Below are 13,638 nucleotides of genomic sequence, written 5' to 3'. Positions count from 1 at the left end.
CGACGATGAGCAGGACGGGTACGGCCCGGCGGGCCGGGGCGCTGTTCGGCGCCCTGCTCGCCGCGCTGCTGTGCACCCTCACGCTCGGCGCGACCCCCGCCTCGGCGCACGCCGCGCTGACCGCCACCGACCCGGCCGACGGGTCGGTGGCGGCCACCGCGCCCCGCCAGGTCACGCTCACCTTCTCGGAGGGCGTGCTGCTGGGCGCGGACTCGGTACGGGTCCTCGACCCGCGGGGCGGGCGCGTCGACGAAGGAGCGCCCCACCACGCGGACGGCCGCTCCGAGACGGCGGTCGTCGCCCTGCGCGGGCAGCTCGCCGACGGCACGTACACCGTGGCGTGGCAGGCCGTCTCGGCGGACAGCCACCCGGTGGCCGGCGCCTTCACCTTCTCGATCGGCGCGCCGTCGGCGACCACGGTGTCGGTGGACTCGGTGGCACAGCACACCGACGCGGCGGTCTCCGCCTTCTACGGCATCGGCCGCTATGCGGCGTACGGCGGCTTCGTGCTGCTCGTGGGCGGCTGCCTGTTCGCGGGACTGTGCGGTGCCTCGCGGGCCGTGCAGCGCGTCGCGGTCGGCGGCTGGGTCGCGCTGTTCGCCTCGACGACCGCGCTGTTGCTGCTGCGGGGCGCGTACACCGGCGGCAAGGGACTGGGGGCGGTCGCCGACCTGTCGCTGCTGACCGGCGTCCTGGCGACGAAGCCGGGCGTGGCGCTGCTGTCGCGCCTGCTGCTGCTGAGTGCAGCGGCGGTCTTCCTCGCCGTGCTGTTCGGCAGCTTCGCGCGCGAGGACGGCCCCGTCGAGCGCGGCCGGGCCGTCGCGTACGGGCTGGGCGCCGGCGGTGCCGTCGTGGCCTCGGGCCTCGCGGCGACGTGGGCCCTGGCCGAGCACGCCTCCGCGGGCGTGCAGGCGTGGCTGGCCATGCCGGTCGACGTGGTGCACCTGCTGGGCGTGGCCGTGTGGCTGGGCGGGCTCGCCGCCCTGCTGGCCGCGCTGTGGTCGGGAGCGGCGGTCGGGCGGGCGGCGGTACTGCGCTTCTCACGGGCCGCCTTCATCTCGGTGTGCGTCCTGGTGGCGACCGGCGTCTACCAGTCGTGGCGGCAGCTCGGCTCCTTCGACGCGCTGACCGGCACCTCCTACGGACGGACCCTGCTGGTCAAAGTTGGACTAGTGGTCCTCATGGTGGCCCTGGCCGCCGTGTCGCGCCGCTGGACCGGACGCCTGACGGACGGCGCCGCCACCGCACGGCGGACGCCGGCCCGGCCGGCCGCCACGGCACCGGCCGCCGATCCGGTACGGGCCGCCCAGCTCGCCCGGCAGCGGGCGGCACAGGAGAAGGCCGCCGGACGGCGGGCGCGCGACGCCGACACCTCGCGCACCGGGCTGCGGCGCGCGGTGCTGGCCGAGGCCGCCGTCGCCGCCGTCCTGCTGGCCGTCACCACCCTCCTGACGAGCACTCAGCCCGGGCGGGCCGAGGCCGAGACCCGGCAGGCCGGCGGCCGGCCGGCATCCGGACAGGCGGCCGCCGCGCCGGCCGAGGTGCGCATCCCCTACGACACCGGCGGCAAGGGCGGCCGCGGCACGGCCCTGGTCACCCTGGACCCGGCCCGCGCCGGGGCCACCACGGTGACCGTCACCCTGACGGACGACTCCGGCCGCCGTGCGGACGTCCCCGAGCTGACACTGTCCTTGACCGAGAAGGCGAAACGGATCGGTCCCCTGCACGCCACGCTCGAACGTCAGTCCACCGGACAGTGGCGGGCCACCGGATTCCGGGTGCCCATGGCCGGCGACTGGCAGCTGTCCCTGACCGTACGGACCTCGGACATCGACCAGGTCACCGAGATCGAGAACGTGAAGATCACCTGATGGCTGACACGACTGGTACCAAGACCGCCGGCTCCCCCTCCGGTCCGTCCTCCGAGCCCCCCGCCGCCGGGCCTGCCGCCGTCTCGCGGCGCCGGCTGCTGGGCACCGCCGGAGCCGTCGGCGCCGGCGCCCTCGTCGTGGGCGCCGGAGCCGGCGCCGCCGGCGCCCAGGCGGTCGGAGGCAGACCCGACCCCCTCACCTCGATCGGGTCGACCAAGTACCCCTTCCACGGCCCCCGCCAGAGCGGCATCGTCCAGCCGGCCCAGGCCCACGCCCACCTGGTCGCCTTCGACCTCGCCCCCGGCAGCGGCCGCAAGGCCGCCGCGGCCCTGCTGCGCCGCTGGTCCACCACGGCCGCCGACCTCATGTCCGGCGAGACCCCCCGCGACGACGACCTGGGCATCGCCCTCGACGCCGGCCCCGCGGCCCTGACCGTCACCTTCGGCTTCGGCCACAGCTTCTTCGACCGCACCGGGCTCACCGACCGCCGCCCCGCGGCACTCGAACCGCTGCCGTCCTTCAGCGCCGACGCGCTCGACCCCAAGCGCAGCGACGGCGACCTGTGGATCCAGATCGGCTCCGACGACGCCCTCGTCGCCTTCCACGCCCTGCGGCTCCTGCAGCGCAAGGCCGGCGAGACCGCGCGCCTGCGCTGGCAGATGAACGGCTTCAACCGCACACCGGGCGCCACGTCCCACCCCATGACCGGGCGCAACCTCATGGGCCAGATCGACGGCACCAACAACCCCAAGCCGTCGGACGCCGCCTTCGACAAGCACGTCTTCGTACCGGACGGCCGCGACGCGGGCGCCGGCGCGGCGGAGGCATGGATGGCCGGCGGCTCCTACGCCGTCATCCGGCGCATCCGCATGCTGCTCGACAGCTGGGACCATCTCTCGCTGGAACGCCAGGAACGGATCATCGGCCGCCGCAAGTCCGACGGCGCGCCGCTGTCCGGCGGCTCCGAGACCACACCGGCCGACCTCCAGAAGGTCGGACCCGACGGGGCCCTCGCCATCGCCGGCGACGCCCACATCCGCGTGGCCTCCCCGGCCTCGAACCGCGGCGCGGCCATGCTGCGCCGGCCCTTCTCCTACCACGACGGCTTCCGCGACGACGGGGCGCCGGACGCGGGCCTGCTGTTCGTCGCATGGCAGGCGGACCCGATGAAGGGGTTCGTGCCGGTGCAGCGGAAGCTGGACCGCGGGGACGGGCTGTCCCGCTTCCTCAGCCACGAGGCGAGTGCGCTGTTCGCGGTGCCGGGTGGGTGTGCGGAGGGGGAGTACGTGGGGCAGCGCCTGCTGGAGGGTTAGAGCCTGTCCGGCGGATCTTCGTCACGCGGCCGCCGCGGCGCCCCGTAGGGGCGCGGGGAACTGCGCGACAAGCCACGACGTGCCCGCAGGTCGCCCGGACCCCGGGGTGGTGTGTCAGCTGCAGGCCGTCGCCGGCTGATCGCGCAGTTCCCCGCGCCCCTACGGGGCACGCCGGACACGGCCTGGGCCCGGCCCTCCGTCTGCGGGCGCGTCGTGGTTTGTCGCGCCCACGCGGCGGCAGCCGCAGATCGGCACAGCCCCGCGCCCCTGACGGGGCACGCCCCCGGGCGCGGGGGTGGCCCCGGCTATCGTGGGCAGCCCGCAATTGGGCGCACCCCTCCGGAGGAGAACCGCGTGATGCCGGCCACTCGCTATACGTACCTCGGGCCCGAGGGGACCTTCACCGAGGCCGCTCTGCGCACGCTGCCCGAGGCCGCGACCCGTGAGCTCGTGCCCATGGTCTCCGTGCCCGCCGCGCTCGACGCCGTCCGCGGCGGGGACGCGGCCGCCGCGCTGGTGCCGATCGAGAACTCCGTCGAGGGCGGCGTCACCGCCACCCTCGACGAACTCGCCACCGGCGAACCGCTGATGATCTACCGCGAGGTGCTGCTGGAGATCGCCTTCGCGCTGCTGGTGCGCCCCGGCACCCGTATGGAGGACATCAAGACGGTCACCGGTCACCCGGTCGCGCAGCCGCAGGTGCGCAAGTGGCTGGCGGCGCACCTGCCGGACGCGGTGTGGGAGTCCTCTGCGTCCAACGCGGACGGTGCGCGGCTGGTGCGCGAGGGCCGCTACGACGCCGCGTTCGCGGGGGAGTTCGCGGCGGCGACGTACGCACTGCAGCCGCTGGTGACCGGCATCCACGACGCGCAGAACGCGCAGACCCGCTTCGTGCTGGTGGGCCGCCCGGCGCGGCCGGCGGCGCGGACGGGGGCGGACCGCACGTCGCTGGTGATGTGGCAGCGCGACGACCATCCGGGCGCCCTGCTGGAGTACTTGCAGGAGTTCGCGGTGCGCGGGGTGAACCTCATGCGGATCGAGTCGCGTCCGACGGGCGAGGGCATGGGCCGCTACTGCTTCTCCGTCGACTGCGAGGGCCACATCACCGACCGCCGGGTAGCGGAGGCCCTGATGGGGTTGAAGCGGACGTGCGCGAAGGTACGCTTCCTGGGTTCGTACCCGCGTGCGGGTGTCGACCCGGACGAGCTGTCGGGTGCCGTGGTGCCGCCCCGGGCGGGCACCTCGGACGGTGACTTCGTGGCGGCGGCCGAGTGGCTGGCGCGCTGCCAGGACGGGCGTACCTGAGCCGCCGGGCCCGCCGGGACCCGGGTCGCGGTTACCCACAGAGTTATCCACAGGCACTTCTCGACCTGGGGATAAGTCGACAGATCGAGAGCCCGGGAAATCCGCACGAAACGGTCACCGCTCGACAAATCACTCCGAGGGGTCACGCCGTCCGTCCACAGCCCCTCTTTCCGGTGATCCCCAGCCCCCGGTCCACCGAAATGCCTCGAACAACCCTTTAGAGGGAGGGAACGCCACCCCAAAGAGTGGCGCGCAGAGGTTTACACGAGGAAACCCTGATGAATGACGGAAGAGCCGGAAGGCTTGATTCCGACATCCACAGATTTCCCGCACACCCTGTGGACAATGAAGTGGAAGCCCATGCTCCTGTGGACAACGCAGCGGCGGCCCACCGTGGGCATCTTTCCGGGAATTCCGGCGTGTACCGTCACCATGCCGCACACAAGCCACAGGCGTTTTTCCGCCTCCCCCGAATACCGTTCATTCACGCGGCTTGATTCGGGCAAATCGCCATCAAAAGGAATATCGCGTCGAGCGGCGGCGGCCCACGACGGTAGCCTGGAGGGGTGATTGACCTTCGCCTGCTCCGTGAGGACCCCGACCGAGTGCGCGCCTCCCAGCGCGCCCGTGGAGAGGACGTCGACCTCGTCGACGCACTGCTCTCCGCCGACGAGCGGCGCAGGTCGTCCGGCGTCCGCTTCGACGAGCTGCGCTCCGAGCAGAAGGCGCTCGGCAAGCAGATCCCCAAGGCCACCGGCGACGAGAAGGCCGCCCTGCTGCAGAAGGCCGCCGAGCTGTCCGCCGCCGTCAAGGCCGCCGACGCCGAGCAGGACGAGGCCGCGGCCGAGGCCCAGCGCCTGCTGCTGCAGATCGGCAACCTCGTCCACCCCGACGTGCCGCGCGGCGGCGAGGACGACTTCGTCGTCCTGGAGACCGTCGGCACCCCCCGCGACTTCGCCGCCGAGGGCTTCGAGCCCAAGGACCACCTGGAGCTCGGCCAGGCGCTGGGTGCCATCGACGTCGAGCGCGGCGCCAAGGTCTCCGGCTCGCGCTTCTACTACCTGACGGGCGTCGGCGCGCTCCTGGAGCTCGCCCTCGTCAACGCCGCCATCGCGCAGGCCACCGCCGCCGGCTTCACCCCGATGCTCACCCCGGCGCTGGTCAAGCCGCGCGCCATGGAGGGCACGGGCTTCCTCGGCCAGGCCGCGCAGGACGTCTACCACCTGGAGAAGGACGACTTCTACCTGGTCGGCACGTCCGAGGTGCCGCTCGCCGCGTACCACATGGACGAGATCATCGAGGCCGACAAGCTGCCGCTGCGGTACGCGGGCTTCTCGCCCTGCTTCCGCCGCGAGGCCGGCACCTACGGCAAGGACACCCGCGGCATCTTCCGCGTCCACCAGTTCGACAAGGTCGAGATGTTCTCGTACATCGCGCCGGAGGACGCCGAGGCGGAGCACGCGCGCCTGCTGGAGTGGGAGAAGCAGTGGCTGACGAGCCTGGAGCTGCCGTTCCAGGTCATCGACACCGCCACCGGCGACCTGGGCGCCTCCGCCTCGCGCAAGTTCGACTGCGAGGCCTGGATCCCGACCCAGGGCAAGTACCGCGAGCTGACCTCGACCTCCAACTGCGACGAGTTCCAGGCACGCCGCCTGTCCGTCCGTATGCGCGAGGGCAAGAACGTGCGCCCGCTGGCCACGCTCAACGGCACGCTGTGCGCCGTGCCGCGCACCATCGTGGCGATCCTGGAGAACCACCAGCAGGCCGACGGCTCGGTGCGCGTGCCCGAGGTCCTGCGCCCGTACCTGGGCGGCCGGGAGCTCCTGGAGCCGGTCGGTAAGTGAGCCACGAGCTTCCGTACCGACTCATTGCGACCGATCTCGACGGGACGCTGCTGCGCTCCGACGAGACCGTCTCGGAGCGCACCCGCGCCGCCCTGGCGCGGGCCACGGCGGCCGGTGCGGCGCACCTCGTCGTCACCGGCCGGTCCGTCGCCTGGACCCGGCACATCCTCGACGCGCTGGACTACCGGGGCCTGGCCGTCTGCGGCCAGGGCGCGCAGGTCTACCACGCCGGTGAGCACCGGCTGCTGACCTCGGTGACCCTCGACCGGCAGCTGGCCGCGCTGGCCGTGGCCAAGATCGAGGCGGAGACCGGTCCGCTGTACCTGGCGGCCAGCCGCGAGGGCCTGGAGGGCGACCTCCTGGTCGCCCCCGGCTACCGCGTCCAGGAGGGCCCGCTGCCGACCGTGCCGATCACCGACGCGGCCGAGCTGTGGGCGGCGCCGCTGAACAAGCTCTACCTCCAGCACCCCGACCTGGACGACGACGCCCTCGCCGAGACCGCCCGCGGCGTCGCGGGCGGCCTGGTGGGCGTGACGATGGCGGGCTCCGGCATCGTCGAGCTGCTGCCGCTGGGCCTGAGCAAGGCCACCGGCCTGTCCCTGGCCGCACGCCGCCTGGGCGTACCGGCCGCGGCGACGATCGCCTTCGGCGACATGCCCAACGACGTGCCGATGTTCGGCTGGGCCGCGCACGGCGTGGCCATGGCGGGCGCCCACCCGGAGCTGCTGGCCGTGGCCGACGAGGTCACCGCCGGGAACGACGAGGACGGGATCGCCGTCGTCCTGGAGCGCCTGTTCGGCTGAGCACCGCCCGTACGGCCGCCGTGGGCCCCTCCCAGGACCACGGCGGCCGTCCGCGCGTCAGCGGCCGGCACCCCAGCCCGATGGCCAGCGCGATCGCGTGCCCGACGTCCGTGAACGTCCCGCCGGTCACCAGTGGTACGCCGAAGAACGCGACCGCCCCCACGAGGTAGCCCCAGCGCCAGGGCCGCGGGACGCGGTAGGCGAGGACGCCCACGGCACCGGCGAGGCCGTACGAGACGCCTATGTCGACAACGTGCTTCATCGAGCGCGGCGCCGAATGGCTCTGAATCGCCAGCAGCAGCACCTCCTGGCTGATCAGCGTGGCCGCGATGTGCGCGGCGGCGACCGTGAGCAGCCAGCGCAGGCTGCCGATCCAGCGCTCGACGTTGGCGTGGACGATCTCGAAGAGGGCGGCGTAGAGCAGGAACGACGACGGGCTCTCGATCCAGAAGCCGCTGATCAGCAGGGACTGCAGCGGGTGCTTGTTCAGCTCGTGGATGTTGCTGCTGGTGCGGTGCAGCAGGAACGTCTCCAGGCCCTCGCTGGCCGACGCGACGACCAGGCTGGTGATGCCGATGATCAGCAGCCAGATGTGGGTGCCCGGCGAGGTGCGGATCCAGGTGCGGATCCCGGCGCGGAGCGCGTCGGGGTTCGCGTGGAGGTTCACCCTTCGACGGTAGCGGCGCCACCTGTGGGACGCAGTTGTAGGATGACTGGGCAACCGGTTGACTGCTCACCCCCTGCGGAAGGACACCGATGGCCCTGCGAGCGGCGGGACGCCAGTCCCTCGTGGACACCGTCGTGGAACAGCTGCGCGCCCAGGTCGCCGCCGGCGAATGGCGCGTCGGCGAGCGCATCCCCACCGAGCACGCCCTCGCCGAACAGCTGCAGGTCGGGCGCAACACCGTCCGCGAGGCCGTACGCGTCCTCGTCCACGCCGGCATGCTCCGCTCACGCCAGGGCGAGGGGACCTTCGTCGTCTCCACCGCCGACCCCGCCGACATCGTCCGCGGCCTGCAGCGCGCCGGCATCCGCGACGTCCTCGAACTGCGCATCGCCCTGGAGACCGAGGCCGCCCGCCTCGCCGCCCTGCGGCACGAGAGCACCGACATCGAACGGATGCGCGCCGCCCTCGACGCCCAGACCGCCTACGAGGACCCCGAGGGGCAGCCCGACTCCGGCCGCCTGGAGCTGTACGCCGACCACGACGTCGCCTTCCACCGGGCCGTGGTCGAAGCCGCGCACAACCCCGCGCTGACCGCGACGTACGCCTGGTTCAGCAGCTCCGTGCGCGAAGCCCTCGTCACCGCCCTCGGCGACCGCGACATGCCGCGCATCGTCCACGGCGACCACCACGCCCTGATGGAGGCCATCGCCTCCGGCGACCCCGAGGCCGCCGGGCAGGCCGCCCGCACGCTCCTCGAACGCCCCAAACAGGCCGTCGAGTCCCTGCTCGCCGAGGACTGAGCCGCCCCCTTCCGCACGTCCTCATCGCACCACCCCTGGAGGCACCCCCATGCCCGAGCCGAGGCCCGGCACCCCCCTGATCGACGCCGAGGAACAGGCCGCCCCCGCGCCCCCCGTGGCCGCCGCGCGGCGCCGGCTGCTCGCCCACCCCGCGTTCGTCCTCACCGGCATCGTCCTGGCCTCGCTGAACATGCGCGCCGCCCTCGCCGGCGTCTCCCCGCTCATGAGCGAGATCGGCGACCACTTCCACCTCACCGCCGCCACCTCCAGCCTGGTCACCACCATCCCGCTGGTCTTCATGGGCCTCGGCTCCATCGCCGCCCCCCGCCTCGCCCGGCGCTGGGGCACCGAGACCGTCCTGTGCGCGGCCCTCGCCCTGCTGTGCGGCGGCATCCTGCTGCGCGTCACCCCGCCGGTCGTCGCGCTCTTCGTCGGCTGCGCCCTCGTCGGCACCGCCATCGCCCTGCTCAACGTCCTGATGCCCGGCCTGGTCAAGCGGGACTTCCCCGACCGCGCGGCAGGCATGACCGCCCTGTACTCCACCACGCTGATCCTCGGTGCCACCGGAGCGGCCGCCTCCGCCGTACCGCTGGAGGACGCCCTCGGCGGCTGGCAGGGCTCCCTCGCCTCCTGGGCCGTCCTCGCCGCCGTGGCCGCCGTGCTCTGGCTGCCGCAGGCCGTGCTCGTACGCCGCGCCGGCCGCGGGAACGGGCCGCACACCGCCCCGGCCCCCGCGGCGGCCGGACCCCGCCTGAGCCGCTCACCGCTGGCCTGGCAGGTCACGCTGATGATGGGCACGCAGTCGCTGGTGGCCTACGTGTGCATCGCCTGGATGCCGACGATCTTCACCGACCACGGCATGAGCAAGAGCCAGGCCGGCATCGTCTACGCCTTCTACACCCTCACCCAGATGGCCGGCTCCTTCTTCGTGCCCCTGCTCGCCGGACGCATGCGCGACCAGCGCCTGCTCGCCGTCGGCGTCGTCGCGCTGCTGGCCGCGGGCCTGACGGGTCTGCTGACCGCCCCGGTCGCCGGGGCATGGGTCTGGGCCACGCTCATGGGCGTGGCCCAGGGCGGACTGCTCGGACTCGCCCTCACCTTCATGGTGCTGCGGACGCGCGACGCCCACACGGCGGCACGGCTGTCGGGCATGGCCCAGACGTGGGGCTACCTGCTGGCGTCAGTCGGGCCGTTCGCGATCGGGTGGGTGTACGGGGCGACCGGCGGCTGGGCGCTGCCGGTCGCGCTTCTCCTGGGCGCCTGCGCGGCCCTGCTCTTCCTCGGCCTGGGAGCCGGGCGGAACCGGAAGATCTGAGTGCCTGTCACTCCTCGCCCGCCAGCGTCAGGGACTTCATGCGGCGCACCGCGTACGCCGTTGCCGCCACCGTCACGACCGCCAGCAGGGTCACCGCCACCGGGAGGCGGACGTCCGAGGTGATGACGCCGTCCGCAGCCGTGCGCTGGGCCAGGGACAGGGCCCACTGCTGGACGCTGAGCGTGCGCGCCCCGGGGATGAGGTTGCCGAACAGCGACTCCCACACCAGCGCGTACACCAGTCCGGCGACGACCGCGTGCCGGGTCACGATGCCCAGCAGCAGGAACAGGGCGCTGTAGGCCACCGACGCGGCCGCGGCGGCGGCCGCGTAGGCCACGGCGATCTGCTGGCTGTTGCCGTTGAGCAGGAAGCCGGCCAGCAGCGTGGGCAGCGCCGTGAAGGCGACGCTCACGCCGATCGCCACGAGGAGTTTGGTCAGGACGACGGTCGTGCGCGGCACCGGCTTGGCCAGGAGGTAGACGACGGAGCCGTCGTCGATCTCCGGGCCGATCGCGCCGGTGCCGGCGACGACGCCGACGAGCGGCACCATCGTGGCGAGCGCGAAGCCGCCGAGGACGTTGACGGCCGTGTCGTCGTCGGCGCCGGTGAAGGCGCGGACGGCGGCGGAGAGCACGAGCAGCAGGGCGGGCAGGGCGAAGAGCACGACCGCCCGGCGGCGGCCCAGGAGACCCCGGTAGGTGAGCCGGGCGACGGTCGGGTGGTAGAGCGACACGGTGGACATCGAGGCGCCTCCTTTCAGGCCGCGACGAGGTAGGAGAAGACCGATTCCAGGGACTCGTCGGAGGGCGTGACGGTCAGGAGCCGGATGCCGTGGGCCCGGGCGAGCTGCGGCAGGATCTCGGTGAACCGGCCGAAGTCGGCGGCCTGGACGCGCAGGGCGCCCTCCTGGACGTCGACGTCGATGCCGGTGGTCGAGGGATCGGCGATGAGCGCCGCGGCCAGGGCCCGGTCGTCGCTGGAGCGCACGAGATAGCGGTGGGGGCGGTCGGTCATCAGGCGGCGGATCTTGCGGAAGTCGCCGGAGGCGGCGTGCCGGCCGGCGACGACGACCTCGATGTGCGCGGCCAGTTGCTCGACCTCCTCCAGGATGTGGGAGGAGAACAGCACGGTGCGGCCTTCGGAGCCCATGGCGCGCAGCAGGTCCATCAGCTGCATGCGCTGGCGCGGGTCCATGCCGTTGAACGGCTCGTCCAGCAGCAGCACGGACGGCTCGTGCACAAGGGCGGAGGCCATCTTCACGCGCTGGCGCATGCCCTTGCTGTACGTGGCGATCTTGCGGTCCTGGGCGTACTCCATCTCGACCGTGGCCAGGGCCCGCTGGGCCTGCGCGGCGCCCAGACCGTGCAGCTCGGCGTTGGCCAGGACGAATTCGCGCCCGGTGAGGAAGTCGTACATCGCCTCGCGCTCGGGGACGACCCCGATGTGGCGGTAGACCTGCTCGTTGCGCCAGATGACGTCGCCGTCGAGGGTGACGGTGCCGGTGGAGGGGGCGAGGAAGCCGCCCATCATGTTGATGAGGGTGGACTTGCCGGCGCCGTTGGGGCCCAGCAGGCCGGTGACGCCGGGGCCGACGGTCATGGTGATGTCGTTGACGGCCACCACGTTGCCGAACCAGCGGGAGACGTTGTCGAGGCGGATCGTGGTCACAGCCCGGCCCTCCGGTATCGGCGCATCAGGAGTGCGTAGCAGCCGGCGACGACGGCCAGCAGGACGCCCAGGTAGACGACGCCGGCGCCGGTGCCCGGCCCGTGGCCGCCGGGGAAGGTGCTGGTGGCCGACAGGAACGCCGTCTGAACGCCGTCGACCAGGGTGATCGGCGAGAGCAGCCCGAGCCAGGGGATCACGTCGGTGTGGTCGGTGGTGAGCGCGATGCCCTGGACGGTGCTGACCGCGCCGTAGGAGATCGTCAGGACGGCGATGACGGCGGCCACTCCGAACCCGCGGCGGGGCGTGAGGGCGGCGACCACCAGGCCGATGCCGGCGAAGAGGAGCGAGAGCAGAGCCACGGAGACCAGTCCTTGTGCGAAGCCCTTCGTCTGGTCGGCGAAGTCCATCTTGGCCAGCAGGGCGCCGGCGTAGAGGATCACCAGGGGCACCGCGGTGAGGACGAACAGCGCCGACGCCATCGCCGCGAACTTCGCGACGACGTAGTCCACGCGCTCGATCGGGCGGGAGAAGTACAGCGGAACCGTCTTGAAGCGCAGGTCGCGGGAGACCGCCTGGGGCGCCTGCGCGGCCAGGAACAGCCCGATGACGGCCTGCACGTAGAGCGCGTAGCGCGTGTACTGCATGGGCAGGCTGTGCATCTTGGTGCTGACGGCCACGGCCACCACGATGGCGGCGGGCAGGCACATCACACCGAAGAGGATCATCGGCAGGACCTTGGAGCGCGCCGAGCGGCCCAGGCCGTAGGCGCCGCGCAGGCTCTGCGAGAACAGCGAGCGGCGGGCGTAGGCCCGGCCGAGGCGGGCGCCCTCGTAGGGGCGGTAGCCGATGTTGTGGATGACGTCCGGGTGGGCGCCGCGCGCGGGCCCGCCGGTGGTCGGGGCGTCATGCGGCATGGCCGGCGCCTCCCTTGTGCAGCTCGTGCGGTTGCTCGTCGCGGAAGACCTCCGCGATGCGGTGGCGGCGCTGCTCCATGCGGACCAGGCCCACGCCCAGCCCGGCGACGGCGTCGCGCACCACGTCGTACGTCTCCTCGCCCGCCACGTCGACCAGCAGCACCCGGCCGGACGCCGGGGAGCCGTCGGCCGCCCGGCCGGCGGGCCGGGCCGTCAGGCCCGCGCCGGTCAGCGCCGCGAGCAGGGCCGCGGTGCCGTCGGGGCACGCGTCGGTGTCGGTGACCTCGACGGCGAGGGAGCCGGTGTCCTGGGTGAAGTCCTCGGTGGAGGAGGAGCGCAGCAGCCGGCCGCCGTCGATGACGACGACGTGGTCGCAGGTGCGCTCCAGCTCGCCGAGCAGGTGCGAGGTGACCAGCACCGAGATGCCGAAGTCGGTGTGGACGCGGCGGATCAGGGCCAGCATCTCGTCCCGGCCGACCGGGTCGAGGCCGTTGGTGGGCTCGTCGAGCAGCACCAGGCGCGGGTCGTGCACGAGCGCCTGGGCCAGCTTGACCCGCTGCTTCATGCCCGTCGAGTAGCCGCCCATGGGGCGGTAGCGCTCCTCGTACAGGCCGACGTGGCGCAGGGTGTCCGCGGTGCGCTCGCGCGCGGCGGTGGGCGGCAGCCCGGACATCCTGGCCATGTGCACGACGAACTCGGTGGCCGAGACGTCGGGCGGCAGGCAGTCGTGCTCGGGCATGTACCCCACGCGCTCGCGGATGCTGCCGCCCTGGGTGGCGACGTCCAGGCCCAGCACCTCGGCCCGGCCCTCGGTGGCCGGCATCAGCCCGAGCAGGATCTTGATGAGCGTGGACTTGCCGGCTCCGTTGGCACCCACCAGACCGGTGACACCGGGGGTGATGTCGAGGGAGAGCCGGTCCAGGGCGGTCACCCGTGGGTACCGCATGGTGAGGCTTTCGGTGGCGATCACAGTCACACCTTCGACGGTAGTGCCGCGTCCCGCGCCGGGCGTCAGACCAGACGGCTGGATCCGCCTACTCCTCCGGTCTGACATTCCCGTACGGGTGACGGGGGTCGGTGCGGGCGCCCGGTCGGTGCACGGCCCTTGACGTGGCCGCCGGTCATTGTCACATTCATC

The 13,638-nt window shown here is 73.1% G+C and carries 12 protein-coding genes; 7 read left to right on the top strand and 5 right to left on the bottom strand.

Going from position 1 to position 13,638, the window contains the following annotated elements:
• Positions 1-5 precede the first annotated feature (5 nt).
• The 5 genes from AC27L3_RS08830 (at position 6) to AC27L3_RS08810 (ending at position 7,136) form a co-directional block, all read left to right on the top strand.
• Positions 6-1,871, top strand: a complete 1,866-nt coding sequence (locus tag AC27L3_RS08830; RefSeq protein ID WP_487233426.1) for a copper resistance CopC/CopD family protein — start codon at positions 6-8, stop codon at positions 1,869-1,871.
• Complete coding sequence (efeB, locus tag AC27L3_RS08825) at positions 1,871-3,184, top strand: iron uptake transporter deferrochelatase/peroxidase subunit (RefSeq protein WP_487233425.1); 1,314 nt, start codon at positions 1,871-1,873, stop codon at positions 3,182-3,184. Before AC27L3_RS08830 ends, efeB begins: the two co-directional genes overlap by 1 nt.
• Before the next feature lie 357 nt (positions 3,185-3,541).
• Entirely contained in the window at positions 3,542-4,489 is a 948-nt protein-coding gene (pheA, locus tag AC27L3_RS08820) for a prephenate dehydratase (RefSeq protein WP_344433101.1), read from the top strand.
• A gap of 566 nt (positions 4,490-5,055) precedes the next feature.
• Positions 5,056-6,333 carry a serine--tRNA ligase gene (serS, locus tag AC27L3_RS08815; protein WP_344433100.1) on the top strand — a complete coding sequence of 426 codons (1,278 nt, stop codon included), beginning with the start codon at positions 5,056-5,058 and terminating at the stop codon, positions 6,331-6,333.
• The gene (locus AC27L3_RS08810; RefSeq protein ID WP_487233424.1) at positions 6,330-7,136 is read left to right on the top strand and encodes an HAD family hydrolase; all 807 of its coding nucleotides are present in this window, start codon (positions 6,330-6,332) and stop codon (positions 7,134-7,136) included. The genes serS and AC27L3_RS08810 overlap by 4 nt, the downstream gene beginning before the upstream one ends.
• Here the strand turns inward: AC27L3_RS08810 and AC27L3_RS08805 are convergent.
• Positions 7,078-7,803 (bottom strand): rhomboid-like protein, encoded by a 726-nt coding sequence (locus tag AC27L3_RS08805; RefSeq protein ID WP_487233423.1) that lies wholly within the window; start codon positions 7,801-7,803, stop codon positions 7,078-7,080. The two genes, AC27L3_RS08810 and AC27L3_RS08805, sit on opposite strands and share 59 nt — an antisense overlap.
• 89 nt (positions 7,804-7,892) lie before the next feature.
• Between AC27L3_RS08805 and AC27L3_RS08800 the strand changes: the two genes are divergently transcribed.
• Positions 7,893-8,603 carry a FadR/GntR family transcriptional regulator gene (locus AC27L3_RS08800; protein WP_487233422.1) on the top strand — a complete coding sequence of 237 codons (711 nt, stop codon included), beginning with the start codon at positions 7,893-7,895 and terminating at the stop codon, positions 8,601-8,603.
• 49 nt (positions 8,604-8,652) lie between these two features.
• Positions 8,653-9,918: a CynX/NimT family MFS transporter gene (locus AC27L3_RS08795; RefSeq protein WP_487233421.1), complete on the top strand. Its 1,266-nt coding sequence runs from the start codon at positions 8,653-8,655 to the stop codon at positions 9,916-9,918.
• 7 nt (positions 9,919-9,925) lie between these two features.
• Here AC27L3_RS08795 and AC27L3_RS08790 read toward each other — a convergent pair whose 3' ends face one another.
• From AC27L3_RS08790 to AC27L3_RS08775, 4 genes are read right to left on the bottom strand one after another with little or no spacing between them, the layout of a single operon-like run.
• Positions 9,926-10,660 carry an ABC transporter permease gene (locus AC27L3_RS08790; RefSeq protein WP_487233420.1) on the bottom strand — a complete coding sequence of 245 codons (735 nt, stop codon included), beginning with the start codon at positions 10,658-10,660 and terminating at the stop codon, positions 9,926-9,928.
• A 14-nt stretch (positions 10,661-10,674) separates the two neighbouring features.
• Complete coding sequence (locus tag AC27L3_RS08785) at positions 10,675-11,586, bottom strand: ABC transporter ATP-binding protein (protein ID WP_487233419.1); 912 nt, start codon at positions 11,584-11,586, stop codon at positions 10,675-10,677.
• Positions 11,583-12,500 carry an ABC transporter permease gene (locus AC27L3_RS08780; RefSeq protein ID WP_487233418.1) on the bottom strand — a complete coding sequence of 306 codons (918 nt, stop codon included), beginning with the start codon at positions 12,498-12,500 and terminating at the stop codon, positions 11,583-11,585. The genes AC27L3_RS08785 and AC27L3_RS08780 overlap by 4 nt, the downstream gene beginning before the upstream one ends.
• Positions 12,490-13,446, bottom strand: a complete 957-nt coding sequence (locus AC27L3_RS08775; RefSeq protein WP_487233513.1) for an ABC transporter ATP-binding protein — start codon at positions 13,444-13,446, stop codon at positions 12,490-12,492. Before AC27L3_RS08775 ends, AC27L3_RS08780 begins: the two co-directional genes overlap by 11 nt.
• Positions 13,447-13,638: the final 192 nt, after the last annotated feature.

This window comes from Streptomyces sp. PKA51, assembly GCF_057552455.1.
The sequence above is the reverse complement of the archived record's forward strand: the minus strand, read 5'-3'. Positions and strand labels throughout refer to the sequence as shown.

Coding starts and splice junctions, on each gene's coding strand:
- AC27L3_RS08780 (WP_487233418.1), bottom strand. CDS start 12,500: ATGCCGCATGACGCCCCGACCACCGGCGGGCCCGCGCGCGGCGCCCAC.
- AC27L3_RS08775 (WP_487233513.1), bottom strand. CDS start 13,446: ATGCGGTACCCACGGGTGACCGCCCTGGACCGGCTCTCCCTCGACATC.
- AC27L3_RS08790 (WP_487233420.1), bottom strand. CDS start 10,660: ATGTCCACCGTGTCGCTCTACCACCCGACCGTCGCCCGGCTCACCTAC.
- efeB (WP_487233425.1), top strand. CDS start 1,871: ATGGCTGACACGACTGGTACCAAGACCGCCGGCTCCCCCTCCGGTCCG.
- pheA (WP_344433101.1), top strand. CDS start 3,542: ATGCCGGCCACTCGCTATACGTACCTCGGGCCCGAGGGGACCTTCACC.
- AC27L3_RS08800 (WP_487233422.1), top strand. CDS start 7,893: ATGGCCCTGCGAGCGGCGGGACGCCAGTCCCTCGTGGACACCGTCGTG.
- AC27L3_RS08830 (WP_487233426.1), top strand. CDS start 6: ATGAGCAGGACGGGTACGGCCCGGCGGGCCGGGGCGCTGTTCGGCGCC.
- AC27L3_RS08795 (WP_487233421.1), top strand. CDS start 8,653: ATGCCCGAGCCGAGGCCCGGCACCCCCCTGATCGACGCCGAGGAACAG.